Below are 26,626 nucleotides of genomic sequence, written 5' to 3' on the forward strand. Positions count from 1 at the left end.
TCCGCACCCGCCAAGCGCAGCGGATAGGCTGGGCGGATGACGCGAGCCGAGCAGCCAACGGTCGTGACCGCCCCCGCGAACCCCACCTACGACGAAGCCCTCGCCGCGGATTCCCGCGAGCGTGCGGTGCGCGCCCTGCTGCGCACCCCGAGGCTGCGCCGGCTGTGGAGCGCCCAGCTGGTGAGCGGCATCGGCGATGCCCTCGCCCTGCTGGTGCTGGTGCTGCTGGCCTTCCAGACGGCCGTCTCCGAAGAGACCTTCGGCGGTGGCTACCGGGGCTGGGCCTTCACCGTCGCCGCCGTCTTCGGGGTCCGGATCCTCGCCACGCTGCTCTTCGGCGCCGTGCTGCTCGGGCCGCTGGCCAAGCTCCTCGCGCCGAAGGAGGCCGGCGGCAAGCTGGACCGCCGCTGGACGATGATCGGCGCCGACGGGGTCCGGCTCGGCTTGTTCGTCGTCGCGCCGCTCTGGCTCGACTGGATCCCGGCCCACGCGCTGACCGCGCTGCTGGCGACCGTCTTCGTATCCGGCGTCGCCGAGCGGCTGTGGAGCCTGGCCAAGGACAGCGCGGCTCCCGCCCTGCTGCCCTCGCCGCCGCCGGAGGGGGCGAGCGTACGGCCGCTGCCGGACCACCTCGACGCACTGCGCCGGCTGACCCTGCGGACGACCTTCGCCGCGATGCCCGTCGCCGCTGCCGTGCTGCTCGCCGCGACCCTGGTCGGCAACGCCCTCGGCCTCGGCGTGGACTGGTTCGCCGAGAACCAGGCCGCCCTCGGCTCGTACGTGGCCTCCGGCCTCTTCGCGGCGTCCGTCTCGCTGCTGCTCCCGCTGGTGCTGCCCGCGACGAAGACCCCGCGCCCGCGGTCCCCGCTGGAGGGCCTGCGGGCCCCCAAGGTGGGAGACCGGCCGGAGAAGGGCCGTACCGGAGCCATCCCGCTGCTCGTCCTGGCCTGCGCCGCCGTCGCCGGAGCCGTGGCCAGTGCCGCGGCCGTGGCCGTCCTGCACGCCTTCGACCTCGGCGGCGGTCCCGCCACCTTCGCCCTGCTCGTCCTGGCGCTGCTTGGCGGTACCGCCGTCGGGATCCGCGCCAACCAGGCCGGCAAGGTGGTGCCCGCGCTCTCCCGGCGCCGGCTGCTCGCCCTGTCGATCGCGGTGGCCGGGCTGGCGCTGCTGCTGACCGGGCTCGTCCCGGACACGGCGACCGTGCTGTTCCTGTCGCTGCTCGCCGGCACCGCCGCGGGCGTGGCCGCCAACACCGGGCACACCCTGCTGGACCAGGAGACCGAGGAGTTCCGCCGGGCCCGGGTCACCGAGCACCTGCAGGCCGTCGTACGGGTGGCGGTGGGCATCGGCGCCGTCCTCGCCCCGGTCCTGGCCGCGGCGATCGGCCCGCACCGGCTGGCCGGCGGGGACGTCGTGTTCGCGCACGGCGGGGCCGCCTTCACCCTGATGCTGGTCGGCGCCCTGCTGCTGCCCGTAGCCGTCGTGGTGCTTGCCAAGGCCGACGACCGCAGCGGCGTACCGCTGCGCCGTGACCTGCGCGATGCGCTGCGCGGTGGGGAGCCGGTGCAGGCCGCGTCCGACGCCGGGTTCTTCATCGCCCTGGAGGGCGGCGACGGCGCCGGCAAGTCCACCCAGGTCGAGGCGCTGGCCGACTGGATCCGGAGCAAGGGCCACGAGGTCGTCGTGACCCGCGAGCCGGGGGCCACGCCGGTCGGCAAGCGGCTCCGCTCGATCCTGCTCGACGTCTCCTCGGCCGGGCTGTCGAACCGTGCCGAGGCCCTGCTGTACGCCGCCGACCGCGCGGAGCACGTGGATACCGTGGTGCGGCCCGCCCTGGAGCGCGGCGCGGTCGTCATCTCCGACCGCTACATCGACTCCTCGGTGGCCTACCAGGGCGCCGGCCGCGACCTGTCCCCGACCGAGATCGCCCGGATCTCGCGCTGGGCCACCGACGGGCTCGTCCCGAACCTGACCGTGCTGCTCGACGTATCGCCGGAGACGGCGCGCGAGCGGTTCACCGAGGCCCCGGACCGGCTGGAGTCGGAGCCCGCCGAGTTCCACCAGCGGGTGCGGGCCGGCTTCCTGACGTTGGCCGCGGCCGACCCCGGCCGCTACCTGGTGGTCGACGCCGGCCAGGACCCGCAGTCCGTCACCACCGTCGTGCGCCACCGCCTGGACCGGATGCTTCCGCTCTCGGAGGCCGAGATGGCGGCTCAGGTCGAAGCCCGTCGCAAGGCCGAGGAGGACGCCCGGCGCAGGGCCGAGGAAGAGGCGGCGCGCAAGGCCGAGGAAGAGCGGCTGCGGGCCGAGGAGGAAGCCCGGCTGAAGGCCGAGGCCGAGGCCGCCAGGATCAAGGCCGAGGCCGAAGCCGCCCGCAGGGCGGAGGAGGAGCGGCTGCGCGCCGAGGAGGAGGCCCGCGCCCGGGCCGAGGCCGAGCGGCTGCGCCTGGAGGCGGAGGAGAAGGCCCGCGCGGCCGAGCAGGAGCGGCTGCGCAAGCAGGCGGAGGAAGAGGCCCGGCTGCGTGCCGAGGCCGAGGAGCGGCGGCTGGAGAAGCAGCGGCGGGCCGAGGAGGCCCTGCTGCGGGCCGAGGAGGCGCGCCGGCTGGCGGAGGCCTCGGCGGCTGCGGCGGCTGCCCAGGCCGCGGCGGCTTCTGCGGCTTCGGCGGCGGCTTCGGCTCCTGCCGCGGCTCCGGTGCCCGAGCCGAAGTCTGCTCCGGCGCCTGCTCCGGAACCGGCAGCTCCGGCTCCCAAGGTGGCGATGACCAAGGAGCCGCTGCCGGACGACGCGGTGACGGTGGAGACCCCGCTGGCCAAGCGGGTCGTCCAGCCGGACGACGTGACGCAGACGGTGCCGGTGCCGAAGATCGACCCGGCGGCGGAGACCTCGGTGCTGCCGGCGGTCCCGCCGGCCGGTCCGACCGACGAGACGGCGGTCCTGCCGCCCGTCCGGCCGTCCCGTAGGACCCCTGCGGCCGGGCAGGCCCCGTCCGGGCAGGCCCACTCCGCCGTGCGGCCGACGGCCCGGCGTCCGCAGGAAAGCCCGGCCGACCGGGTTCCGCCGGGCATCTTCCGGGATACGGGCGACGACGTGACCCGTGAGCTCCCCGTCTTCGGCGAGGACGGCCGCCCGGGCGGGCAGCAGCGACAGGACGGTCAGGACGGGCAGGACCGGCAGGGTCAGCCGACGCGGTCGGACCGGCCGCGGCCCGCCTGGGCCGAGGAGACCCCGCTGGACGATCTGCCGACCCTGGCGGACGAGCTGCTCGGCCGGCGCCGGGACGACGAGGACGAAGAGGGCGGTCCGCGCCGCCGCTGACGGGGATTGTCAGTGGCGCACGCCACACTGGGGGCGGGCGGAGCAGGACGAGCGCGAGCGGTACGGACGGCCGGCGGAGACGCCGGTGAAAGGCGGTGGGCGACATGCCCGTATGGGACGACCTGGTGGGCCAGGAGCGGGTGCAGGCGCAGCTCGCCGCCGCTGCCCTGGACGCCGACGCCCTGGTCACCGCCGTCGAGGCCGGGTCGCCGCCGCCCGCGGCGTCCAAGATGACGCACGCCTGGCTGTTCACCGGACCGCCGGGCTCCGGGCGGGCCACCGCCGCCCGGGCCTTCGCGGCCGCCCTGCAGTGCACCAGCCCCGACCGGGCCCTCGGGGGTGAGCCCGGCTGCGGATTCTGCGACGGCTGCCACACCACCGTGGTCGGCACGCACGCCGATGTGGAGATCGTCCGTACCGATCTGCTGTCCATCGGCGTGAAGGAGACCCGCGCCCTGGTCCGCCGGGCGCAGCTCTCCCCGGCCGTGGGCCGCTGGCAGGTCATCGTCCTGGAGGACGCCGACCGGCTGACCGAGGGTGCGGGCAACGTGCTCCTCAAGGCAGTGGAGGAGCCCGCTCCGCGGACCGTGTGGCTGCTGTGCGCGCCCTCGCTGGAGGACGTGCTGCCCACCATCCGCTCCCGCTGCCGCCATCTGACCCTGCGCACCCCGTCGGTCACCGCCGTCGCCGACGTGCTGGTCCGGCGCGACGGCATCGAGCCCACCGTCGCCGCGGCCGCCGCGCGCGCGACCCAGGGCCACATCGGCCGGGCCCGCCGGCTCGCGCAGGACGAGTCCGCCCGGGCCCGCCGGGCCGGCGTGCTGAAGCTCCCGCTCCGCATCGACGACGTGGGCGGCTGCCTCAAGGCGGCCCAGGAGCTGGTCGACGCCGCCGCCGAGGACGCCAAGCAGGTCGCGGAGGAGGTCGACGCGAAGGAGACCGAGGACCTGAGGGCAGCGCTCGGCGCCGGGGCCGGCACCGGCGGCCGCATGCCGCGCGGCACGGCGGGCGTGATGAAGGAACTCGAAGACCGGCAGAAGCGCCGCCGCACCCGCACCCAGCGCGACACCCTCGACCTGGCGCTGACCGACCTCACCGGCTTCTACCGGGACGTCCTGGCCCTCCAGCTCGGCTCCTCGCTGGCGATCGCGAACGAGGAGATACGGGCCGACCTGGACCGCATCGCCCGTGCGTCCGGACCGGAGCGCACCCTGCGCCGGATCGAAGCGATCATCGCCTGCCGTGATGCCCTGGACCGCAACGTGGCCCCGCTCCTCGCGGTCGAGGCGATGACGATGTCGCTGCGCGCGGGCTGACCGCCGTACGTTGACCGCTTCACCCGAATGAGCGATCCGGCGAGGTCGGACCGGGTACCGCGGGTCCCGGGCGGGGCTGCGGCGCGTCCCCGGGCGGCGGGCGGCGGGTCGGCGCACGCTCACCCGGCCGGGGTGCCCGGCAGGACGTAGGCTCCGGGGATGGACACCAGTCGCCTGCTGCGTACCACCGGAACCGTGATCGCAGCCGCCGGGCTGCTGCTCTCCGGGTGCACCTCGGACGGGTCGGGGGGACCCCGGGCAGCCGCCTCCTCGTCCGGGGGCTCCACGCAACTGGCCGCTCCGCCCGCGGTCCCGGCGGCGCTGCGCCCGTACTACGAACAGAAGCTGAGCTGGCGCGACTGCGGTGTCCCCGGGTTCCAGTGCGCCACGATGAAGGCCCCGCTGGACTACGCGCATCCCGAGTCCGGCCAGGACATCGACATCGCCGTCGCCCGCCGCCAGGCCACGGGCCCCGGCAAGCGGCTGGGCTCGCTCGTGGTCAACCCGGGCGGACCGGGCGGCTCCGGCATCGGGTACCTCCAGGCGTACGCGGGCATCGGCTACCCGGCGGCCGTCCGCGCCCAGTACGACATGGTCTCCTTCGACCCGCGCGGAGTGGACCGCAGCAGCCCGGTGCAGTGCCTCACCGGGCCGGAGATGGACAAGTTCACGCAGGTGGACCAGACGCCGGACAACGCGGCGGAGCAGGCCGAGCTGGTGACGGCGTTCAAGGACTTCGCCGCCGGCTGCCAGACCCGCTCGCAGCGGATCCTGCCGCACGTCTCGACCGTCGAGGCCGCCCGCGACATGGACATGCTCCGCGCGGTGCTGGGCGACGAGAAGCTGACGTACGTCGGCGCCTCGTACGGCACCCTCCTCGGGGCGACGTACGCCGACCTCTTCCCCGGCCGGGTCGGGCGGCTCGTCCTGGACGGCGCCATGGACCCCTCCCGTCCGGCGCTCGAAATGAACCGCGACCAGACCGGGGGCTTCGAGACGGCCCTGCGCTCCTTCGCGAAGGACTGCGCGAAGCAGTCCGACTGCCCGCTCGGCAAGGGCAGCCCGGAGGCGATCGCGGACCGGCTCAAGGAGTTCTTCCGCAAGGTCGACGCCCAGCCCGTGCCCAGCGGCGATCCGGACCGCCCGCTGGGCGAGTCCCTCGCCACGACCGGGGTGATCGCGGCGCTGTACGACGAGAGCGCGTGGCCGCAGCTGCGCGAGGCGCTGACATCGGCGATGAACGGTGACGGGTCCGGCCTCCTCGGCCTCGCCGACAGCTACTACGAGCGCGAACCGGACGGCAAGTACGCGAACTTGATGTTCGCGAACGCCGCTGTCAACTGCCTGGACCAGCCGCCGGCCTTCGCCGGCCCCAAGGCGGTCGAGGCGGCCCTTCCCTCCTTCGAGAAGGCCTCGCCGGTGTTCGGCTCCGGCCTGGCCTGGGCCGCGCTGAACTGCGCGTACTGGCCGGTCAAGGCCACCGGCACGGCCGGCGCGCTGCCCGCGAAGGGCGCCCCGCCGATCGTGGTGGTCGGCACGGTCCGGGACCCGGCGACCCCGTACAAGTGGGCCCAGGCCCTGGCGCAGCAGCTCGACTCGGGCGTCCTACTGACGTACGACGGCGACGGGCACACGGCGTACGGACGCGGCAGCACCTGCATCGACACGGCGATCAACACCTATCTGCTGGAGGGAACTCCGCCGAAGGACGGCAAGAAGTGCACCTAGCGCCGCCCGCCGCGCACCCCCGCACAACGTGGTTCGGGGCACCCCGTTCGAGCCTGTAGACTTGGCGCCGCTGCTGATGAGCGCTCCCTTCCGAGGGAACACTTGTCTGACCAGCGGTGCCGCCTTAGCTCAGTTGGCCAGAGCAACGCACTCGTAATGCGTAGGTCTCGGGTTCGAATCCCGAAGGCGGCTCTGTAGAAGCCCCAGGACTCACTCGCCGTGACCTGGGGCTTTTGCTATTTCCGGGACGGGAAACGGGTCGGCCCGGGGTGGGCGGTAGTGTCCGTTGCGTGGCAACCATCCCGCTCTTCGGCCCGGACGGCCTCTCCCTTCCCGAGTCCCTTACACCCCCGACAAGGACCTGTGCGGTCTGAAGATCGTGAAGCCGGCCTGTGGCGGGGGGTGTTCCTGGGGGAGGTTACCTCCCGGATCAGTGCCGCGTGTCGGAAGCGGCAGCACCCGCTCGCCGATGCGGTCGAAGCCGTGCGGCCCTTCGACCTGATGGACCGCAACGTGCAGCGGAGTCGCGCGCTGGTCGCGCGGACGCTGCGGGCCGACGGCTGGGCGGCGGGGGAGGCGGCGCGCGTGGCCCCCGGAACACGCTCCCGGGGCTCTAGCCGACGTGGGCCCCCGAGCCGCGCGCTACGGAGGGTGACGGGCGGGTGGTGCGGTCGCTGGGGTGTGGGGGCGGGGCTACGTTGGAAAGGCTGAACCCGGGCGACGCGTGGCAGGAGGCCGGCATGTCGACACGGTTGCGCAAGGCGGCGGTGGGGGTGGCCGCGGTGGGGCTCGTGGTGGTGCCCCTGGGGGTGGGGGCGGGGTACGCCCTGGACACGTCGGCCCCGGTCACGGTCTCGGCTTCGGCCCCGGTTGCCGCCGACAGCGATTTTCCGCAGCTCACGCCCGCCGTCGCACGGCAGTTGGACGATGCCGTGCGGAAGGTGATGAGCCAGGCCTCGGTGCCCGGGGTGATGGTGTCGCTCTCGGCTCCCGGCAAGGGCTCGTACGTACGGGCCTTCGGGGTCGCCGACAAGGCCACCGGCCGGTCGATCAGCACGGACATGAACGTGCGCATCGGCAGCGTGACCAAGACCTTCACCGTGACCGCGCTGCTCCAGTTGGTCGACCAGGGCAAGGTCGGGCTCGACGACCCGATCGGCAAGTACGTGTCCGGGGTGCCCAACGGGGGCCGGATCACGTTGCGCGAGCTGGCCGGGATGCGCAGCGGGCTGTTCAACTACTCCGAGGACGAGGGCTTCTTCAAGGCCCTGACGAGCAATCCCCGACGGCCCTTCACCCCGCAGGAGTTGCTCGCGTACTCCTTCAAGCACCCGGTGCTGTTCGAGCCCGACGCGAAGTTCTACTACTGCAACACCAACTTGATCCTGCTGGGGCTGGTGGTGGAGAAGCAGAGCGGGCAGAGGCTCAACGACTACATCAACCAGAAGGTCGTCCGCCCCGCCGGTCTGGGCCACACGCTCTTCCCCGTCGGCGCGGAGTTCCCGAGTCCGCACGCGCAGGGGTACACGGACCAGACCGCCTCCGGGAAGGTCGAGGACGCGGCCGACTGGAACCCCTCCTGGGGCTGGGCGGCCGGAGCCATGATCTCCGATCTCGAAGACCTGAAGACCTGGGCGAGGGTCCTGGCCACGGGCACGCTGCTCAAGCCGGCCACGCAGGCCCAGCGCCTGAAGGTGGTGGACGCGCTGCCCGGCACCGGCTACGGCCTGGGCATCTTCAACGTCCAGGGCTGGATAGGCCACAACGGCTCGCTGCCCGGCTACCAGGCGCTGGTCGTGTACCTGCCGCAGGCGAAGGCCACGTTGACGCTGACGCTGAACACGGACATCTCCTACCAGGGTTCAGAGCCCAGCACCCTCTTCGGTGAGGCGATCACCAAGATCGTCACCCCGGACCACGTCTTCAGCCTGCCCGCCCAACCCGTCACCGGACACTGAACGCCGGACGCTGAACGCTGAACGCCGAACCCGCAAGACTGGTGGCATGAACGATGACCAGAACCCCGTCGTGCGCGTCGCCGGTGAGACCGATGTCGAGGTCGCGGCCGCGCTGTTCCGCGGCTATCTCGACTTCTACGAGGTGAAGGTTGAGGACCCGGACGCTCCCCGCGCCTTCCTGGCGGAGCGGATCAGGGCCGACGAGTCCCTGGTGCTGCTCGCCGACGTGCCGGGGGCCGGGCCGGGGGCCGAGCCGGGGGCCAGCGCGGTCGGGTTCGCGCAGGTCTACCGGACCTTCTCCTCGCTCGCCCTGCGGCCGATGTGGATCCTGAGCGACCTGTACGTCGCGCCGTCCGGCCGCCGTACCGGCGCCGGGCGGGCGCTGCTGCGCGAGGTGTTGCGCCGGGCCGGGGAGGCCGGGGTGGCCGGGGTGCAGCTGGAGACCGCGTACGACAACCACGTCGCGCAGGCCCTGTACGAGGCGGAGGGCTTCGAGCGCGACGCGTTCCACATCTACTTCCACGGACTCGGACAGGGGTGAAACATTTGCGCGCCGCCGTCGCGTCATTGGGGTGAGACGGACGCGAGGGGGAGTGCATGCGGCAGGGTCGCAGAGACGGGTTTCGTGAGTTCGCGGAGGGCCGGTCCGGGCATCTGTACAGGTCGGCCTGCCTGCTGACCAGCGGCGACACCCATCTCGCGGAGGACCTGGTGCAGGACACCCTGGGGCGGATGTACCTGCTCTGGGGACGGATCTCGCGCATAGACAACCCGGCGGCGTACGCGCAGACCGTGCTCGTACGGGCCTTCCTGACGCACCAGCGGCGCAGATCGGCGGGGGAGCGCCCGGTCGGGGAGTTCCCTGAGTCGGGCGCGGCCGCGGCCGGCGGCTCCGATCCGGCGCTGCGGCTGACGCTGCTGGAGGCGTTGGGGCGGCTGGCGCCGAAGGACCGGGCGGTACTCGTGCTGCGGTACTGGGAGGACCGCAGTGTGGAGGAGACCGCCGATGCGATGAACGCCAGCTCGGCCGCGGTGCGCACCCGCACGACGCGGGCGCTCGGTCGGCTGCGGGACCAATTGGGCGGCTCGCTCAGCGAGTTCGCCGGTCTCTGACTTCAGCGTTCCCTGCTTTCCCTGTTCTGGCTGCACTCCCGACACCCCCGTGTTTCCCGCCCCGTTCGGCCCCACCCGTTGCCCTGTGATGGAAGGTCTGGTTCCGCATGCTCTCCGAAGATGACCTGAGCGACGCCCTGCGGCGCACGGGAGAAGGTTTCACGCCCGATCCGCACGCCCTCGTGGCCGCCGGTGAACGGCGCGGACGGCGGCTGGTGGCACGCCGCCGGGCAGCCGTCGTCGGCGGTTCGGTGCTGGCGCTCGCCGTGATCGGTGCGGGCAGCGCCTACACCGCCGGTCTGTTCGAGGGCGCGGGCGGGTCCGGCGCGACCACGGTCGCCGCGCCGCCCGCGCTGCCGGAGAAGGGCAAGCGTGCCGGCAGCGGGGCCGTTCCCGCCGACCAGATGATCGCCGTACTCAAGAAGTTGCTGCCGGACGGGGAACTGTCCGACTTGGAGGCGCGCGGCACGGGCGATGAACTGGGCCCGAGCGTCTCCGGCGTCTACGACGACGGGATGGGCAAGGCGGCCATCGGGGTCTCCCTCACGCGGACCGACCCCACCGGCCGGCCGGCCGCGGAGATGCTGAAGTGCCCCGACAAGAACTTCGTCGAGTACGACGGCTGCGAGGTCGACACCCTGCCCGACGGCGGGCGGATCCTGCTCTACAAGGGGTACGAATACCCCGACCGCCGGGAGCCCACGAAGCTGTGGCGGACCACGCTGGTGACACCGGAGGGCTACCAGGTCGACGCTCAGGAGTGGAACGCTCCGGCGGAGAAGGGTGCGAAGGTCTCGCGGACCGACCCGCCCCTGAACCCGGCTCAGTTGAAGCAGTTCGCGATGTCGACGCTGTGGCGCCCGGCGCTGAGCGACCTGCCGGCCGTCGGGGGGCAGGCGCAGGTCCCCCTCCTGCCGCCCGCGGTGGCGGACCCCCGCGTGGTGCTGGAGTCCCTGCTGCCGAAGACCGGGCTCACGGTGACCGGCAGGGGTGGTTCGGGCGACTACGCCTACGTCGTGCTCGACGACGGCAAGGGCGCCTCGCTCGTCCAGGTCAATGCGCAGAAGGACATGGGCTCGGCGCTGGCGGCCCGCTTCGGCGCGGGCAACGTCACGACCCTCCCCGACGGCACCAAGGTGGTGGCGGAGGAGCAGCCCGGAGAGAAGGGCGGGGCGAACGTGGTCATGTGGACCGTCGACACGCTGCGGCCGGACGGGCGCCGCATCGCGATCTCCGCTTTCAACACCGGCAGCCAGAACAAGCCCGCCACCCGCAAGGAGCCCGTCCTGACGATGGAGCAGCTCAAGCAGATGGCCCTCGACCCGAAGTGGGTCGGCTGATCATCCGGAGCGGACGCGCTATTTGGCGTCCGCGTAGCACTCCACGACCGCCGTGGTGAACGGGAAGCGGACCGGGGTGTCACCGAAGGCGATCCGGCCGGCCCGGTCACCGGCCGCGCGGATCGCCTCGGCGACGGCCCCGGCCTCCTCGGCCGGGCAGTGCACGATCACCTCGTCGTGCTGGAAGAACACCAGCTCGGCCCGCATCCCGGCGCCCGCGATGGCCTGCCGGAGGGCCGCGAGCAGCAGCAGGGCCCAGTCGGCGGCGCTGCCCTGGACGACGAAGTTGCGGGTGAAACGGCCGCGGGCCCGCGTGTTGGTGGAGGCGTAGCTGGGGGTCCAGCCCCCCTCCCGGTCCTGCGGGATCCCGGCTTCGCCGTCCTCGTCGGCGCCGGCCGGCGGCGGGCAGGTCCGGCCCAGCCAGGTCCGTACGAGGCGCCCCTCCTCCCCGGCCCGCGCGGCGTCGTCCACGTACGCCACGGCCTGCGGGAAGCGGCGGCGCAGTGAGGCCAGGTTCTTCAGGCCGTCGCCCGAGGTCTGCCCGTACACGGCGCCCAGGACGGCCAGTTTGGCCATGTCCCGGTCGCCGGAGAAGCCCTGGCGGGAGATGGCCGTGTACAGGTCTTCGGGGCGCCCGGCCACCTCCATGAACGCGGGATCGCGGGAGATCGCGGCCAGGACACGGGGTTCCATCTGGTCGGCGTCGGCGACGACCAGCCGCCAGCCGGGATCGGCGATGACGGCCCTGCGGATCACCTTCGGGATCTGTAGGGCCCCGCCGCCGTTGGTGACCCAGCGGCCGGTCAGGGTGCCGCCGGGGACGAACTCCGGGCGGAAGCGGCCGTCGCGCACCCAGTCCTGGAGCCACGCCCAGCCGTGGGCGGTGTAGATCCGGTACAGCTTCTTGTACGCGAGGAGCGGCTCCACGGCGGGATGGTCGAGCTCCTGGATCTCCCAGCGGCGGGTCGACTTGAGCCGGATCCCGGCCTCCGCGAACGCCTTGATGACATCGGCGGGCAGCTCGGGACGCACGCGCCGGCCGAACGCGGCGGAGATCTCGTCGGCCAGCTCGGCGAGGCGGCGGGGTTCGCCGCCGCCCGCGTACCGCTCGCCGAGGAGCTCGGTGAGCAGTGCGCGGTGCACGTCGGCCCGCCAGGGCAGGCCGGCACGGTGCATTTCGGCGGCGATCAGGAAAGCCGCCGACTCGGAGGCGGTGAGCAGGCGCATGCGGTCCGGGTGGGCGGTGGCGGCGTGGCGCCTCGTCTGCTCTTCGTAGACGGCGACGAGCGCGTCGAGGGGGAGGGGCGTGCGTGCGGGCTGCGGATCGAAGAGGGAGTCCTGAGCGGTGGGTGCGGCCGCGCGCTGCGGGTGCGGGGGATCGGGGGGTACGGGGGCCCCGGTGAGCCGGGCCCAGGCGGCCACGGCCGAGCGGGGCTCTCCGGAGCGGCCCTCGTGGGCGAGGAGCAGGAGCTCGGCGTCCTCGATGTCGTGGCAGCGCTCCACGCGGGTGCCGGCGGCGAGGAGGCGGGGGTAGACCGCGGCGGTGCTCCGCCAGATCCAGCGGGTGGTGGCGGGCGCGGAGCGGATCGCGTCCGCGGGGTCCCGGAAGGTGAGGGGCCCGCCCGGGAGGGCGCCGGGGGCGGGGGCGCCGGGAGTGGAGGACGCGGAGGGCGCGGAGGGCACAGGGGTGAGCGGCCTGGCGTGCCAGAGGCCGTCGGCGGCTTCGGCCAGGGCCCAGTGGGGGGTGGGGTCGCTCATGGGTGCGAGTGTCCCACCGGGGGCTGACAGGGCGGGGACCCCGCTCGGGTGCGGCGCCGTTGCGGGGGCTCCGCCCCGGACCCTCCCCGGCTACCGCTGGGGGCTCCTGCGCCTCAAGCGCCGGCGGGGCCGGATCGGGCGGTGGTGGTGCGTGGGGGGCGTGACAAGCTTCGGGGGTGAGAGAGATTGTCGATCGTGCCTGCGAAGCCGCCCTCTACAGCCAGGACGACGCCGGGCTGGATGCCGGGGCCTCGGTGCTCGTCGGCGATGGCGGGCAGTGGGCCGAGGTCGGTCGGGGGCTGCTGGGGCGCGGGGAGGCGTACGTACGGCAGGCCTGGGAGCGGGGGTGGCAGCCCGCGGACGTGCTCCGGCTGGTGGGCCGGGACCTCGGCGACCGGCATCTGCGGATCACCCGCGACCTGATCGCCGCCGAGGCCCGCCGGTACGCCCGGCTGCCCGAGCGGTGGACCGACGCCGAGGTGTGGTGGGCGGACGACGCGGAGTACGGCGAAGGGCTCGCGCAGCGGGAGCGGGCGGACCGGTTCACCCTGGCGACCGCCGTGCTGGAGGTGTTCCGGCTGCTGATCCGGTTGCCCTCCATCGAACCGGTGGGTCCGGTTCCCGGCGATCCGGCCGCCGACGCGCTGGAGCACGCGCACATCGAGCCCCGCATGCTGGGACGGATCCGCGCCCTGCTCGCCAAGGCGGAGGCGACCACCTACCCGGAGGAGGCGGAGGCGCTCAGCGCCAAGGCCCAGGAGCTGATGGCCCGGCACACCGTCGACGAGGCCTTGCTCGCGGCGAGCGGCAAGGGCCCGGCCCAGGTGCCCGGGGCCTGCCGGATCGGGGTCGAGGTGCCGTACGAGGAGGCCAAGGCGGTACTGCTCGACGCGGTGGCCACCGCGAACCGCTGCCGTGCGGTGTGGAACAGCGCCTTCGAGTTCTCCACCGTGGTGGGCTTCGAGAGCGACCTGGAGGCGGTGGAGCTGCTCTACACCTCGCTGCTCGTGCAGGGCACGGCCGCCATGACCCGCGCCGAGGCCGCGCAGCGCTCAGGCGGACGCAAGCGGACAAAGACGTTCCGGCAGTCCTTCCTGCTCGCGTACGCCAGCCGGCTCGGCCAGCGCCTCGCCGAGACCGCGGAGCACACGGTGGCCGAGGCCCCCGACAACCTGCCCGCCCTGGTGGCCCGCGACGTCGCCGTCACCTCCCGGGCCGACGAGATGTTCCCCCGGACCACGACCACCCGGCTGCGCGGGGCCACCGACCACGCGGGCTGGGAAGACGGCACGGCCGCCGCCGACCGCGCGCACATGGGTGGCAAGCGCCCCCCGCTGCCCCGCTAGCGCGCTACCGGCCTAGCCCTGCTGGGGCCGGTCTCCGCCTTCGCCGCGCAGGGCCTGGGTCTCCGATTTCAGGATGCGCATCGACTTGCCCACCGAGCGGGCCATGTCGGGCAGCTTCTTCGAGCCGAAGACCAGCACGCAGACCACGAGGAGCAGGATCAGGTGCCAGGGCTCAAGGGCGTTGCGGAGCATGTGCTTCCCCCAAGGGGTGACGGGAATTCCGGTGTCGGCCCGACCATCGAACAGTGCCGGGCGCACGGGTACAAATCTGAAGGAGTTCTGAAGGGCCGGGATCCCCGCCCCGTGCACCGAGCGCCGATCGGGTCTTGATCCAAGCCTTATAAGGGTCTGATTCGCCCCTGATCCACCCGAGTTCTTCCCTGACAGTGATCAGGAGAGCACCCTCCGCGTGCACGTGCATCTGCCCATGCATGCGCTTATGAACACAGCTATGATCCGGTGCAGTTGACATCTGCACTATCGGGGGCTTCCTGTGGACCACGCGTACAACGGGATGGCAGCTGCAGAACTCGACGGAGTGACCTGGCAGAAGAGCAGACACAGCAACTCGCAAGGTTCCTGTGTGGAGTTCGCCAAGCTGCCGGGTGGAGCTGTCGCCATGCGCAACTCGCGCTTCCCGGACGGGCCGGCGCTCGTCTACACACCGGCCGAGATAGAGGCGCTGCTGTTGGGCGTCAAGGACGGCGAGTTCGACCACCTGATCGCCTGATCGCCCGCCTGCTCGCCCGTCTGGCCGACTGAAGGAACAGCGCACTGATCAAGCCATGCACGTGCACTGGCCGGGACTGATCGAAATGATCAACCCCGGCCAGTTGGCGTATGCGTGCCCGGCGAAGCGACTGACTACTCGTGGAGCATGAACAGCGCCCAGACCACCTTGCCGGTCAGCCGCCCCGCGAGCGGGTGCCAGCCCCAGTTGTCGCTGTAGGCGTCCACGAGGAACAGTCCGCGCCCCGATTCCAGGTCGCAGTTCTCCTGCGTGCGCTCCGGTGCGAACGATCCGCCCGGCCGGTCCTCGCTGGGGTCCCGCACCGCGCACACCAGTCGGGTGCTCCACCGCATGAGGTGCAGTCGTACCGAGGCCTCCGGCTCGCCCGCGCCGCCGCTCCCGGGCCGTGCGTCGTCGGGCAGGGCGTGGCGCAGCGCGTTGGTCACGAGTTCGGAGACCACCAGGGCCACGTCGTCGAAGCGCTCGTCGAGGTCCCACTGGGACAGGGTCGACCGGGTGAACGAGCGGGCGCCCCGCACCGCCTCGAACCGGGAGGGCAGAGCGCAGGAGGCGGACCCGGAGACAGCCGTGGGGTCGACCGGGGGCAGCCCCTGCCGTAACGGCTCGAGCATGGTCGATCCATTCGTCCCCATGCGAGGCACTCCCGGGATTCGCGGGCGGAGTGGTGGCTCCGTCCAGTAAGAACTGCGGGGTGGGTCCGGCGCCGGCGCGAAGAGCACGCAGGTGCGCGGCACCATCGTTCCGAATGCAGAAGCTGGATGCAAGGGCAGATGCACGTGCACGCGCCGGACCTGTCCACTCCCGTGATGGTTCTTGCTCATTTCTTCCTACGCATACTTACGGACTTCTTTTGCGGCAGCCCGGATTCCGTTACAGAACGAGTACGGGCCGATGCGTTTTGGTGGCAGACTGCGGGCCCTGGGGTACGGGGGCCCCGGCGACGCACACCACGCGCAGACCACGCGTACACATGGCGATGGGGAGGGCAGGACTAGTGACCGCAGAAGCGAGCGGTTCCGTGGTGCGCCGCATCCTCCTGGGCTCTCAGCTCAGGCGACTCCGAGAATCCCGCGGCATCACCCGTGAGGCGGCCGGCTACTCGATCCGCGCATCCGAATCGAAGATCAGCCGCTTGGAGTTGGGAAGGGTGAGCTTCAAGGCAAGGGACGTGGAGGACCTCCTCACGCTCTACGGAGTCACGGACGGCGCGGAGCGGGAGTCCCTGCTGGGGCTGGTCCGCGAGGCCAACGCGGCCGGCTGGTGGCACAGTTACGGCGACGTGCTACCCGGGTGGTTCCAGACGTACGTCGGCCTGGAGGGTGCGGCCTCGCTCATCCGGATCTACGAAGTCCAGTTCGTCCACGGCCTGTTGCAGACCGAGGCCTACGCCCAGGCGGTCGTCAGCCGCGGCATGCCCGGTGCCACCAAGGCCGAGATCGACCGCCGGGTCGCGCTGCGCCTGGAGCGCCAGAAGGCGCTGGTCTCCGAGAGTGCGCCGGTCTTCCACGCCGTCCTGGACGAGGCCGCGCTGCGGCGCCCGTACGGCGACCGGGACGTGATGCGCGGCCAGTTGGAGCACCTGATCGAGGTCTCCCAGCGGCCCAACGTGCAGCTCCAGGTGATGCCGTTCTCCTTCGGCGGTCACGCGGGCGAAAGCGGAGCCTTCACCCTGCTGCGCTTCCCGGAGTCGGACCTCCAGGACATCGTCTATCTGGAACAGCTCACCAGTGCCCTCTACCTGGACAAAGACGAGGAAGTGGCGCAGTACGAAAGGGCGATGGAGCGGCTCCAGGCCGACTGCCCCGACCCTGACCGGACCCGTGATCTTCTCCGTGGTCTGCTCCAACTGTCTTGATTCGCACGTAGTATGACGTCTGATCAGTGCATGATGACCGATCGGTCTCCGGTGCAGCGCACGGGTGCGCGCTCGCAGTAAGGGATGGCATGTCCATATTCGACGACCTGGCTCACCAGTACATCGACGGCGAATGGCTGGCCGGCACCGGTTCGTGGGACATCATCGACGTCAACCCGTACAACGGGGAGAAGCTCGCGGCCATCACGGTGGCCACCGTCGAGCAGGTGGACCGGGCCTACCGCGGCGCCGAGCGCGCCCAGAGAGAGTGGGCCGCCACCAGCCCGTACGCCAGACGCGCCGTCCTGGAACGCGCCCTGCGGATCACCGAGGAGCGCGAGAAGGAGATCATCGAGGCGATGATCGACGAGCTCGGCGGGACCCGCCCCAAGGCCGAGTACGAGGTCCACCTCGCCAAGGAGTTCATCCGCGAGTCGATCCAGCTGGCCGTCCGACCCGAAGGCCGGATCCTCGCCTCGCAGGTCGAGGGCAAGGAGAACCGGGTCCAGCGCCTCCCGGTCGGCGTGGTCACCGTGATCAGCCCGTTCAACTTCCCGTTCCTGGTCACCCTGAAGTCGGTCGCCCCGGCCCTGGCCCTGGGCAACGCGGTGGTGATCAAGCCGAACCAGAACGCGCCCGTGGTCGGCGGCGGGGTCATCGCCAAGGTCTTCGAGGACGCGGGTCTGCCCGCCGGCCTCCTGAACGTACTGGTCACCGACATCGCCGAGATAGGCGACGCGCTGCTGACGCACCCCGTCCCGAAGGTCATATCCTTCGCCGGCTCCGACCGGGTCGGCCGGCACGTCGGCTCCGTCGCCGCCCGCCACTTCAAGCGGACGGTCCTGGAGCTCAGCGGCAACAGCGCCCTCGTCGTCCTCGACGACGCCGACCTCGACTACGCGGTGGACGCGGCCGTCTTCAGCCGCTTCGTCTACCAGGGCCAGGTCTGCATGGCCGCCAACCGGATCCTCGTGGACGCCTCGGTGGCGGAGGAGTTCACCGCGAAGTTCACCGCCCGGGTGCGGAGCCTGAAGACCGGCGACCCCCACGAGGCGGACACCCACATCGGCCCGCTGATCAACTCCTTCCAGGCCGACGCCCTGACCGCCCTCGTCGACCAGGCGGTGGAATCCGGGGCCCAGGCCCTCGTCCGAGGATCTACGCGCGGCAACCTGGTGGAGCCGACCGTGCTGGCCGGCCTGCCCGAGGACTCCCCGCTGCTGGGCCAGGAGATCTTCGGCCCGGTGGCGCTCCTGGTGGTCTTCGACGGCGAGGACGAGGCCGTACGGCTGACCAACGCGACCCCGTACGGGCTGAGCGGCGCCGTGCACACGCGGGACGTGGAGCGCGGGGTGCGGTTCGCCCAGCGGATCGAGACCGGGATGATCCACGTCAACGACTCGACCATCGGGGACGAGCCGCTCGCCGCGTTCGGGGGGGAGAAGGCCTCGGGCCTGGGCCGGCTCAACGGCGAGGCCACGATCGAGGCCTTCACCACCCAGAAGTGGATCTCGGTCCAGCACGGCCGGACGACCTTCCCCTTCTGACCTCGCTCTAGACTCGTGCGAGTCAGCGGCGGGCAGCGTTCCGGGGGAGACCTGAGTTGAGCAACATTCCGGAGACGGGGCGCACGCCCCGGGTCCAGAACCGCCTGGTGATCATCCAGGTGGTCGTCTTCTCGCTGCTGCTCACCCTCGGTGGGCGCCTCTGGTACCTCCAGGTGCGCAATGGCCAGGAGTACACGGACGAGGCGAAGAACAACCACACCCAGCAGGTCGTCCAGCCCGCCGTGCGCGGTTCGATCCTGGACTCCCGCGGGGTGCCCCTCGCCGACAACGAGACGCGCATGGTCGTCTCCGCCAGCCGGACCGACCTGACCAAGATGAAGGACAAGGGCAAGGACGTCCTGACCCGGCTCGCCGGCGTCCTGGGTCTCAAGGCCGACGACGTGGTCAACAGCGTCCGGCTGTGCGACGCCAAGACGCCCAAGCCGTGCTGGAACGGTTCCCCGTACCAGCCGATCCCCGTCACCGACGAGGCGACCACGGACCAGGTGCTGGAAATAAGGGAGCACGCCGAGCAGTTCCCCGGCATCACCGCCGAGCCGACCGCCCTGCGCCGCTACCCCGCCCCCGACCAGGCCAACACCTCCCAGGTGCTGGGCTACCTCTCGCCGGTCACCGACGCGGAGATCACCAAGGCGAGGAAGACCGACTCCCCGTACCTGCGCTCGGACCAGGTGGGCCGCTCCGGCCTGGAGCGCACGTACGACAAGGAGCTGCGCGGCAAGGCGGGCGTCACGCGGTACGAGGTGGACAACCTCGGGCGGGTCATCGGGCAGGCGCAGGCGGAAAAGCCGACGCCCGGTTCGAACGTCGTCACCTCGGTCGACTCGCGCGTGCAGGCGGTGGCCGAGCGCGAGCTGAACAACGCCATGGTCGAGGCCCGCAAGACCTACGACAAGATCACGCACAAGAACTACGAGGCCGACTCGGGCGCGGTCGTCGTGATGGAGGCCAAAACGGGCCGCATCGTCGCGATGGCCTCCAACCCGACGTACGACCCGAACGCGTGGGTCGGCGGCATCTCCGCCAAGGACTACGCCTCCCTCACCGAGAAGGACTCCAACTACCCGCTGCTCAACCGCGCGATCCAGGGTCAGGCCGCCCCGGGCTCGATCTTCAAGGTCGTCTCCTCGACCGCCGCGGTGAACGCGGGCTACCCGTTCAACGGGCGCTACGGCTGCCCGAGCTCGTACTCCGTGGGCAGCCAGAACTTCACCAACTTCGAGTCCCAGGGCTACGGCGACATCACCATCGGCCGGGCCCTGGAAGTCTCCTGCGACACCGTCTACTACGGCATCGCGGACAAGGAGTGGAAGAAGGACGGCGGGATCAACCCCAAGAAGGACCCGAGCGACTGGTTCTTCAAGACGGCCCACGAGTTCGGACTGGGCAAGGCGACGGGCGTGGACCTGCCGAACGAGGTGAACGGCCGCGTTCCCGACCGCCAGTGGAAGAAGGACTTCTTCGAGGCGAACAAGGCCGCCTGGTGCCGCGACGGCAAGAAGGACGGCTCGTACGCCGAGAAGATCGCGTACGAGAACTGCCGCCAGGGCAACCAGCTGCGCGAGGGCGACGCGATCAACTACTCGATCGGCCAGGGCGACACCCTCGTCACCCCGATCCAGATGGCGTCGATCTACGCGGCCATCGCCAACGGCGGCACGATGCACCAGCCGAGCGTCGGCAAGGCGATCGTCAGCGCCGACGGCACCTCGGTCAAGGAGATCGCCCCGAAGGAGCAGGGCCGGCTGCCGATGGACGCCGAGCTGCGTGACGACATAGACGGCGCGCTCGCCTCGGTGGCCACCACCGGCAGCGCGGCCTGGCGGTTCGGCGGCTGGCCGCAGAAGCAGATCCCGATGCACGCGAAGACGGGTACTGCTGAGGTCCAGGGCAAGCAGACCACCTCGTGGTTCGCCTCGTACACCGAGGACTACTCGATCGTCATGACCATCTCCCAGGGCGGTACGGGCTCCGGGGCGTCCGGGCCGGCCGTCCGCAACATCTACGAGGCGATGTACGGGCTCGACGAGAAGGGCGGCCAGGACCTGTCCAAGGCCCTGCTCCCGAAGCCGCAGACGGCGCTTCCGGCGATCCGTCCGGAGGGTGTCGCGGAATGACCTCCATTGCGGACAGGATCTGACCGCATGCCTCCGTAGCGTGGTCCTTGTCAGCAGGAGCACATCAAGAAGGCGGTAGATCGGCATGGTCACTCACGTTCCCGCAGAGTCCTACGGCGACGAGCGCAGCGCGCTCCTGTCCTTCGTACAGGCCCAGCGCGGCGCACTGCGACGTGCGGTGCTCGGCCTCACCGAGGAGCAGGCGGCGAGCCGCCCGAGCGCGAGCGAGCTGTCGCTGTCGGGGCTGCTGAAGCACGTCGCGGAGACGGAGCTGAACTGGCTGCGGATGGCGCAGCAGCTGCCGAACGAGCGGCAGCGCACGCAGGAGACCTGGGCGGACAGTTTCCGCCTGGTCGAGGGGGAGAGCGTCCCCGAGGTCCTGGAGTTCTGGGACGGGGTCGTGGAGGAGCTGGAGAAGTTCGTCCGCGACCTCCCCAGCCTGGACGACACGTTCCCGCTCCCCGACGCGCCGTGGTTCCCGAAGGAGGGCCGGGTCTCGATGCGCTGGCTGCTCCTGCACCTGGTGGAGGAGCACGCGCGCCACGCGGGCCACGCGGACATCGTCCGCGAGTCCTTGGACGGCAAGACGGCCTTCGAGCTCGTGGCCGCGGCCAACGGCACCGCCTAGCCCGCCGACGGGCTAGGCGGTGCCGTTGGCCGCCCGGACCCGGCCTCGGAGCGACCCGCCTCGGAGAGGACTTGCACCTCACGCGGCGTGAGGACCCACAGTGGAGGGCGTACCGACCAGAGGAGCGGAAACGATGGGCTACTCCGTGGGACAGGTCGCCGGATTCGCCGGAGTCACGGTGCGCACCCTGCACCACTACGACGAGATCGGCCTGCTCTCCCCGAGCACCCGCAGCAGCGCGGGTCACCGGCGTTACGACGACGCCGACCTGGACCGGCTGCAGCGGATCCTGTTCTACCGGGAGCTCGGCTTCCCGCTCGAAGAGGTCGCGGTCCTGCTGGACGATCCGGACTCGAACCCGAGGGAGCACCTGCGCCGGCAGCACGCCCTCCTGTCCGACCGGATCGCCCGGCTCCAGCAGATGGCCGAGGCCGTGGAGCACGCCATGGAGGCACAGAGGATGGGCATCAATCTCACGCCCGAGGAGAAGTTCGAGGTCTTCGGGGACTTCGACCCCGACCAGTACGGGGAGGAGGCGCACCAGCGCTGGGGCCACACGGACGCCTACGAGGAGTCCGCCCGCCGGACGGCCTCGTACACGAAGGAGGACTGGAAGCGCTTCCAGGACGAGGCGGACGGGATCAACGGGCGGTTCGCAGAGCTGCTCGGCGCCGGTGCGGCCGCGGACTCCGAGGAAGCCATGGACGTGGCGGAGGAGCACCGGGGCTGGATCGACCGCAACTGCTACGCCTGCTCGCACGAGATGCACACCTGCCTGGGCGAGATGTACGTCGCTGACGAGCGCTTCACGGCCTACTACGACGCGGTCCGGCCCGGCCTGGCGGTGTTCGTGCGGGACGCGATCCTCGCGAACGCGGTCCGCAAGGTCTAGATCGTCCGCAAGGCCCGGGGTGTCGGATGTTCCCCACACGGCCCCCTCCCGGTACCTGGAACCGGGAGGGGGAACTGTGCGTTGATAATTGAAACCACTGCCTTGTCCGAAGCACCCGCGGAAACCGCCGCCGCGACACCCCCCGATCCAGGAGAGCCCGGAACTCGTGTACACGCTTGCGCTCGGCCCTGAGTGGCTGTCCCCGGAGTATCTGATCGGGCAATTCGGTCTGATCGGCATCCTGGTCATCGTTTTTGCGGAGTCGGGCCTCTTCGCGTTCCTGCCCGGGGACTCGCTGCTGTTCACGGCGGGCCTGTTCACCGCGAGCGGGACGATCACGGAGCCGCTGTGGCTGGTCTGCACCCTGATCTCGGCCGCTGCCATCCTCGGTGACCAGGTCGGCTACATGATCGGCAAGGTCTTCGGTCCGAAGATCTTCAACCGGCCGAACTCGAAGCTCTTCAAGCGCGAGAACCTCGACTCGGCGCACGATTTCATGGACAAGCACGGCCCCAAGGCCATCGTGCTCGCGCGCTTCGTGCCGATCATCCGCACCTTCGCGCCGATGGTCGCGGGCGCCACGGCGATGAAGTACCGCACCTTCTTGACGTTCAACGTCATCGGCGGCGTCCTGTGGGGCGCGGGCGTCACGGTCCTGGGCTACCAGCTCGGCCAGTTCGAGATCATCAAGAAGAACGTCGAGCCGATCTTCATCGTCATCGTCCTGATCTCCGTCATCCCGGTGATCTTCGAGGTGCTGAAGGGGCGCAAGGAGAAGAAGGCGGCGGCCGCCTCCGGCGAGCAGCCCGAGTCCGGCGAGGACGCGCAGGCACCGGGACGGCGCAGCGGCCGCCACGCCAAGCGCTAGGCCCCTGCGGCCGGCCCCTGCGGCCGACGCCGCCCTGTCCGTCCGAGCGTACGCAGACGCCCCGGAGAGCCGTTCCCAGGCTCCCGGGGCGTCCGCGTACGGTGAGCGCCCGGACGAGGCGGCTAGAAGCCGCGGGTCCGCTTCGCCGCGCGGCGTTTGGCGGCGCTCGCGGCTCCCGGGATCCGCATGAACAGCCGCGAGGTCTCCGAGCCCAGGTTGACCCCGATCGCGATGGCCAGCGCGATGGCCGCGGCGTTCACCAGAGAGCCGAGGCCCTCGTTCAGCCGGTTCTCGGCGATGAGCAGCAGTCCGTAGTACGTCGCCGAGCCCGGCATCAGCGGGCCGATGGCCGCCGTCGTGTACGGCAGGGCCGAGGCGAACCGGTAGCGGGAGAAGAGCTGGCCGAACAGACCGACCAGCCCGGCTGCGATGGCCGTGGAGGGCACGGGCGGGATGCCGCCCGCGTAGTGCAGGGCCCCGAAGGTCACCCAGGCGACCCCGCCGTTCAGCGTCACGATCAACACGGTGGAACGTTCCTGCTGGAGCAGGATCGCGAACGTGAACACCAGCACCATCGAGGCCGCGATCTGGATCAGCGGCCGCTGGGTGATCTGGAGCACCTCCTCCGGCTTCGGCGAGGTGCCGAGCTGGAGCCCGAGGTACAGCACGACCAGCACGCCCATGATGATGCCGATGAAGAGGTACATGACCTCCAGCAGCCGGGCCGAAGCGGTGATGTAGAAGCCCGTCAGGCCGTCCTGCACGGCTGCGACCAGGGCCCGCCCGGGCAGCAGCGCGAACAGTCCGCCGGTGATCACCGCGGAGGCGCGTACGTCGATCTCCGCCAGGGCCAGGGCCACGCCTATGGCGGCGGGCGGCATCGCGGCCACCACGAACTGGTAGAACTCCGGCAGCCCGCGCCCGGCGCACAGCCAGGCCAGCCGGTCGCCGAGCATCGCGCCGATCGCTGCCGCGAAGAAGACGAGCACGCCACCGCCGACCAGGGTGGAGGCGGCGCCGGCGAGTAGTCCGGCGGCGGCCGTGAGGACCCAGGAGGGGTAAGGGTGCCGGTTGCGGCGGATCTCCGCGAGGCGCCGGTAGGCCTCTTCCAGCGAGAGTTCGATCTCGTGGTGCGTGCTGATGTCGTCGACCAGCTGGTAGACGGCGGCCAGCCGGGTGTAGTCGGTGCCGCGGCGGCGCACGGTCCGGCTCGCCGAGACCGGGTCGTCGACGAGGGAGGGCTGGTGGGTGATCGACAGCAGCGTGAAGGTGACCGTGGGCTCGCAGCGGTCCAGCCCGTACGAGCGGGCCACCGCGAACATCGCGGCCTCCACGTCCTCGGCGCCTTCACCGCCCGCGAGCAGTAGCTCGCCGATGCGCAGGGTCAGGTCGAGCACGCGGCCCACGGCGGGCCCGGTCTCGCTGTGCTTGTGCACGGCCTCGGGGACGGGCCGGACGTCGACCGGCATGCGCAGCATGGTGCGCATGCGGTCCTGCCAGGGCGATTCCTTCATCAGGGAGACGGGGATGCCCCGGCCGGGGGTGTAGGCGGGCGGGGAGTGCTGCGCGCTGTAGGTCGCCGGGGGTGCGAACGCGGAGCCCTCGGGTTCGGCGGGCGGGGCGGGGAGTCCGGCCGGCATGGCGAACTCCGAGGTCGGCTGTTCCTCGTCGACCGGTTCCGGCTCCATTCCGGCGGGGGGAGCGAAGGCGCTGTGCGCCTCGTCGGATTTCGGCTTCCGGTCCTCCGTGCCTCCGGATCCCTCGGCCTCCGCCACGCGTCCTCCAGTCCCCGACCAGCCCGGGTATCAGTATGCGGAACCCGTTCGTCCCCAGCGAAACCACATGACGAACGGGCGGCACCCCCTCGGTGAAGGGGTACCGCCCGTCGTGTGTCACGGGGCGGCGGGAGCTCCCGCCGTCTCACGTGCCGAGCGGACTCAGTGGTGGCCGCCCTGCGCCTCAAGGCGCTTGTACGAGGCCTCGATCTCGGCCTCGGCCTCGGCGCGGCCCACCCAGTCGGCGCCCTCGACCGACTTGCCCGGCTCCAGGTCCTTGTAGACCTCGAAGAAGTGCTGGATCTCCAGGCGGTCGAACTCCGACACGTGGTGGATGTCGCGCAGGTGCTCCACGCGCGGGTCCGAGGCCGGCACGCACAGCAGCTTGTCGTCGCCGCCCGCCTCGTCCGTCATGCGGAACATGCCGATCGCGCGGCACTTGATCAGGCAGCCCGGGAAGGTCGGCTCGTCGAGGATGACCAGCGCGTCCAGCGGGTCGCCGTCCTCGCCGAGGGTGTTCTCGACGAAGCCGTAGTCGGCCGGGTAGCTGGTGGAGGTGAAGAGGCGACGGTCCAGACGGATCCGGCCGGTCTCGTGGTCCACCTCGTACTTGTTCCGCGAACCCTTGGGGATCTCGATGGTGACGTCGAACTCCACGTCCTGCTCCTCCATGATCAGCTTCATTGCTTCGAGACTGCGTGATTCACCTGCGTGCGCGGCCCGCCCAGCCCTGCCGGGTGGGGTGCCATGCTCGCGGCAAGACGCAGTGGTTAAGTGTCCCTCACGCATATGTGTGATCGCGAAAGGGGCTGGTCCGAGGTGCCATTGGTCAAGACGTGGCAGCTCATCGCGGTGTCGGCCGTGGCCGGCCTCGCCCTGTCGGTGGCGGCGGTGGCCGCCGCCGGTCCTTGGGACTCCGGCCAGCGTAAGGCCGAGCGGGACAGGGCCGCCTCCTGGGGCCTTACGGGTGGCGCAGATCACGGTGGCGGCTCGGGCGGCGGGTCCGTGCCGCAGGCCGCGCCCAGCGCCCCCGGAGTGCTCTCCGGGATCGGCCCGGACACCCTGCGCAAGACCGGCAGCGGGGTCGCGGCCGCCGATCCCGGGCGGCTCGCCGACGTCCTGCGGCCGCTGCTCGCCGACCCCGCGCTCGGCACGGTCCGTACCGCCTCGGTCGTCGACACCGCCACCGGTCAGGTGCTCTTCGAGTCCGGGCCGCGCGAGCCCATGACCCCCGCCTCCACCACCAAGATCGCCACGGCGTCGGCCGCGCTCGCCGCGCTCGGCCCCGACTATCGGATCCGGACCACCGTGACCCCCGGCGCTGGCCCCGGGGAGATCGTCCTGGTCGGCGGCGGCGACCCCTCCCTCACCGCGAAGAAGAAGAGCCCCGCCGGATCGGGCGGCAGCCTCGTCGCCCTCGCCGCCGACACCGCCCAGGCCCTCAAGGCCGCCGGCACCGACACCGTCCGCCTCGGCTACGACGACACCCTCTTCACCGGGCCAGCCCGCCACCCCATCGGCGACAACCCCAACATCGCGCTGATCACCTCCCTGGCCGCCGACGAGGGCCGCCCCGACGACTCCACCTCCGGACCCGTCGAGCGGGTCGGGGACCCCGCCGGGGAGACCGCCCGCTCCTTCGCCGCCCTCCTCGGGGAACGCGGCATCAAGGTCACCGGCGAGCCGACCAAGGCGAAGGCGCCCGCCGGCGCCCAGCCGCTCGCGACCACCCTCTCCACCCCGCTCGCCGGCCTCGTCGAGCGGATGCTGACCAACAGCGACAACGACATCGCCGAGGTCCTCGCCCGCCAGACCGCCCTCGCCTCCGGGCAGCCCGCCAGCTTCGAAGGGGCCGAGAAGGCCGTGACCGACCGGCTCACCGCCCTCGGCATCGACACCGCGGGCTCCCGCTTCGCCGACGGCAGCGGACTGGGCCGCGCCGACAAGACCACCACCGGCCTGCTCACCGGACTCCTGGCCAAGGCCGCCGACCCGCAGCGGCCGGAGCTGCGGCCCGTGCTCACCGGGCTGCCCGTCGCCGGGTTCACCGGGACCCTGCGCAGCCGCAACGCCGGCACCTCCCCGGCCGCCGGCCTGGTCCGCGCCAAGACGGGCACCCTGAGCGGGGTGAACTCCCTCGCCGGGACCGTCGTCGACTCCTCCGGCCGACTGCTCGCCTTCGCGTTCCTGACCGCGAACACCCCGGACGCGGGGGCCGCCGAGAAGGGCCTCGACAAGCTCGCCGCCGCCGTCGCCAAGGCTTCGTAGCGTCTCCGGGGGGCTCCGCAGCGGCGCCGG

At 71.7% G+C, this 26,626-nt stretch carries 21 protein-coding genes and 1 tRNA gene; 17 read left to right on the top strand and 5 right to left on the bottom strand.

The features are described from left to right. Window positions 1-36 precede the first annotated feature (36 nt). From tmk to OHA65_RS21015, 8 genes are all read left to right on the top strand, one after another. Window positions 37-3,315 (top strand): dTMP kinase, encoded by a 3,279-nt coding sequence (gene tmk, locus OHA65_RS20980; RefSeq protein ID WP_405762279.1) that lies wholly within the window; start codon window positions 37-39, stop codon window positions 3,313-3,315. Between the two features lie 104 nt (window positions 3,316-3,419). Beyond that, the gene (locus tag OHA65_RS20985) at window positions 3,420-4,631 is read left to right on the top strand and encodes a DNA polymerase III subunit delta' (protein ID WP_327284617.1); all 1,212 of its coding nucleotides are present in this window, start codon (window positions 3,420-3,422) and stop codon (window positions 4,629-4,631) included. Between the two features lie 159 nt (window positions 4,632-4,790). Continuing rightward, complete coding sequence (locus OHA65_RS20990) at window positions 4,791-6,359, top strand: alpha/beta hydrolase (RefSeq protein WP_327284618.1); 1,569 nt, start codon at window positions 4,791-4,793, stop codon at window positions 6,357-6,359. Window positions 6,360-6,477: 118 nt separating this feature from the next. Then, window positions 6,478-6,551, top strand: a tRNA-Thr gene (locus OHA65_RS20995). Between the two features lie 548 nt (window positions 6,552-7,099). After that, window positions 7,100-8,317, top strand: coding sequence for a serine hydrolase domain-containing protein (locus OHA65_RS21000; protein ID WP_328763315.1), 1,218 nt, complete (start codon window positions 7,100-7,102; stop codon window positions 8,315-8,317). 46 nt (window positions 8,318-8,363) lie between these two features. Beyond that, window positions 8,364-8,858 (top strand): GNAT family N-acetyltransferase, encoded by a 495-nt coding sequence (locus OHA65_RS21005; RefSeq protein ID WP_328763316.1) that lies wholly within the window; start codon window positions 8,364-8,366, stop codon window positions 8,856-8,858. A gap of 56 nt (window positions 8,859-8,914) precedes the next feature. Next, window positions 8,915-9,430 carry a SigE family RNA polymerase sigma factor gene (locus OHA65_RS21010; protein ID WP_327284653.1) on the top strand — a complete coding sequence of 172 codons (516 nt, stop codon included), beginning with the start codon at window positions 8,915-8,917 and terminating at the stop codon, window positions 9,428-9,430. A 107-nt stretch (window positions 9,431-9,537) separates the two neighbouring features. After that, a complete protein-coding gene (locus tag OHA65_RS21015; RefSeq protein WP_405762280.1) occupies window positions 9,538-10,770 on the top strand; it encodes a hypothetical protein in 1,233 nt (410 codons plus the stop codon). Between the two features lie 18 nt (window positions 10,771-10,788). On the opposite strand, the gene OHA65_RS21020 is transcribed toward OHA65_RS21015, so the two are convergent. Continuing rightward, a complete protein-coding gene (locus OHA65_RS21020; RefSeq protein ID WP_329314205.1) occupies window positions 10,789-12,528 on the bottom strand; it encodes a bifunctional 3'-5' exonuclease/DNA polymerase in 1,740 nt (579 codons plus the stop codon). A 176-nt stretch (window positions 12,529-12,704) separates the two neighbouring features. On the opposite strand from OHA65_RS21020, the gene OHA65_RS21025 reads away from it, so the two are divergent. Further along, window positions 12,705-13,874 carry a DUF2786 domain-containing protein gene (locus tag OHA65_RS21025; protein WP_327284656.1) on the top strand — a complete coding sequence of 390 codons (1,170 nt, stop codon included), beginning with the start codon at window positions 12,705-12,707 and terminating at the stop codon, window positions 13,872-13,874. Window positions 13,875-13,886: 12 nt separating this feature from the next. Here the strand turns inward: OHA65_RS21025 and tatA are convergent, their stop codons facing one another. Beyond that, window positions 13,887-14,066, bottom strand: coding sequence for a Sec-independent protein translocase subunit TatA (gene tatA / locus OHA65_RS21030; RefSeq protein ID WP_327284657.1), 180 nt, complete (start codon window positions 14,064-14,066; stop codon window positions 13,887-13,889). Window positions 14,067-14,367: 301 nt separating this feature from the next. On the opposite strand from tatA, the gene OHA65_RS21035 reads away from it, so the two are divergent. Then, complete coding sequence (locus OHA65_RS21035; RefSeq protein ID WP_030868010.1) at window positions 14,368-14,604, top strand: DUF397 domain-containing protein; 237 nt, start codon at window positions 14,368-14,370, stop codon at window positions 14,602-14,604. A gap of 134 nt (window positions 14,605-14,738) precedes the next feature. Here the strand turns inward: OHA65_RS21035 and OHA65_RS21040 are convergent, their stop codons facing one another. Continuing rightward, window positions 14,739-15,257, bottom strand: a complete 519-nt coding sequence (locus OHA65_RS21040) for an ATP-binding protein (protein ID WP_327284658.1) — start codon at window positions 15,255-15,257, stop codon at window positions 14,739-14,741. 344 nt (window positions 15,258-15,601) lie between these two features. Here OHA65_RS21040 and OHA65_RS21045 point away from each other — a divergent pair, with 344 nt between their 5' ends. The 6 genes from OHA65_RS21045 to OHA65_RS21070 all read left to right on the top strand — a co-directional run bounded on the left by OHA65_RS21045 (window position 15,602) and on the right by OHA65_RS21070 (window position 22,553). Further along, on the top strand, window positions 15,602-16,480 hold the full coding sequence (locus OHA65_RS21045) for a helix-turn-helix transcriptional regulator (RefSeq protein WP_327284659.1): 879 nt from the start codon (window positions 15,602-15,604) through the stop codon (window positions 16,478-16,480). 89 nt (window positions 16,481-16,569) lie between these two features. Next, complete coding sequence (locus tag OHA65_RS21050) at window positions 16,570-18,027, top strand: aldehyde dehydrogenase family protein (RefSeq protein ID WP_054224268.1); 1,458 nt, start codon at window positions 16,570-16,572, stop codon at window positions 18,025-18,027. Window positions 18,028-18,083: 56 nt separating this feature from the next. Further along, on the top strand, window positions 18,084-20,165 hold the full coding sequence (gene mrdA / locus OHA65_RS21055) for a penicillin-binding protein 2 (protein ID WP_405762283.1): 2,082 nt from the start codon (window positions 18,084-18,086) through the stop codon (window positions 20,163-20,165). An 85-nt stretch (window positions 20,166-20,250) separates the two neighbouring features. Further along, window positions 20,251-20,793, top strand: a complete 543-nt coding sequence (locus OHA65_RS21060) for a DinB family protein (protein WP_327284661.1) — start codon at window positions 20,251-20,253, stop codon at window positions 20,791-20,793. Window positions 20,794-20,926: 133 nt separating this feature from the next. Next, window positions 20,927-21,685, top strand: coding sequence for a MerR family transcriptional regulator (locus tag OHA65_RS21065; RefSeq protein ID WP_327284662.1), 759 nt, complete (start codon window positions 20,927-20,929; stop codon window positions 21,683-21,685). A gap of 166 nt (window positions 21,686-21,851) precedes the next feature. Next, window positions 21,852-22,553, top strand: coding sequence for a VTT domain-containing protein (locus OHA65_RS21070; RefSeq protein ID WP_328763322.1), 702 nt, complete (start codon window positions 21,852-21,854; stop codon window positions 22,551-22,553). 122 nt (window positions 22,554-22,675) lie between these two features. Here OHA65_RS21070 and OHA65_RS21075 read toward each other — a convergent pair whose 3' ends face one another. Beyond that, the gene (locus OHA65_RS21075; protein WP_328763323.1) at window positions 22,676-24,328 is read right to left on the bottom strand and encodes a threonine/serine exporter family protein; all 1,653 of its coding nucleotides are present in this window, start codon (window positions 24,326-24,328) and stop codon (window positions 22,676-22,678) included. Between the two features lie 162 nt (window positions 24,329-24,490). Next, the gene (locus OHA65_RS21080; RefSeq protein ID WP_215011464.1) at window positions 24,491-24,985 is read right to left on the bottom strand and encodes an inorganic diphosphatase; all 495 of its coding nucleotides are present in this window, start codon (window positions 24,983-24,985) and stop codon (window positions 24,491-24,493) included. 162 nt (window positions 24,986-25,147) lie between these two features. On the opposite strand from OHA65_RS21080, the gene dacB reads away from it, so the two are divergent. Further along, window positions 25,148-26,596, top strand: a complete 1,449-nt coding sequence (gene dacB / locus OHA65_RS21085) for a D-alanyl-D-alanine carboxypeptidase/D-alanyl-D-alanine-endopeptidase (RefSeq protein ID WP_405762285.1) — start codon at window positions 25,148-25,150, stop codon at window positions 26,594-26,596. Window positions 26,597-26,626 lie beyond the last annotated feature (30 nt).

Source organism: Streptomyces sp. NBC_00045 (assembly GCF_045041095.1).
GTDB lineage: Bacteria > Actinomycetota > Actinomycetes > Streptomycetales > Streptomycetaceae > Streptomyces.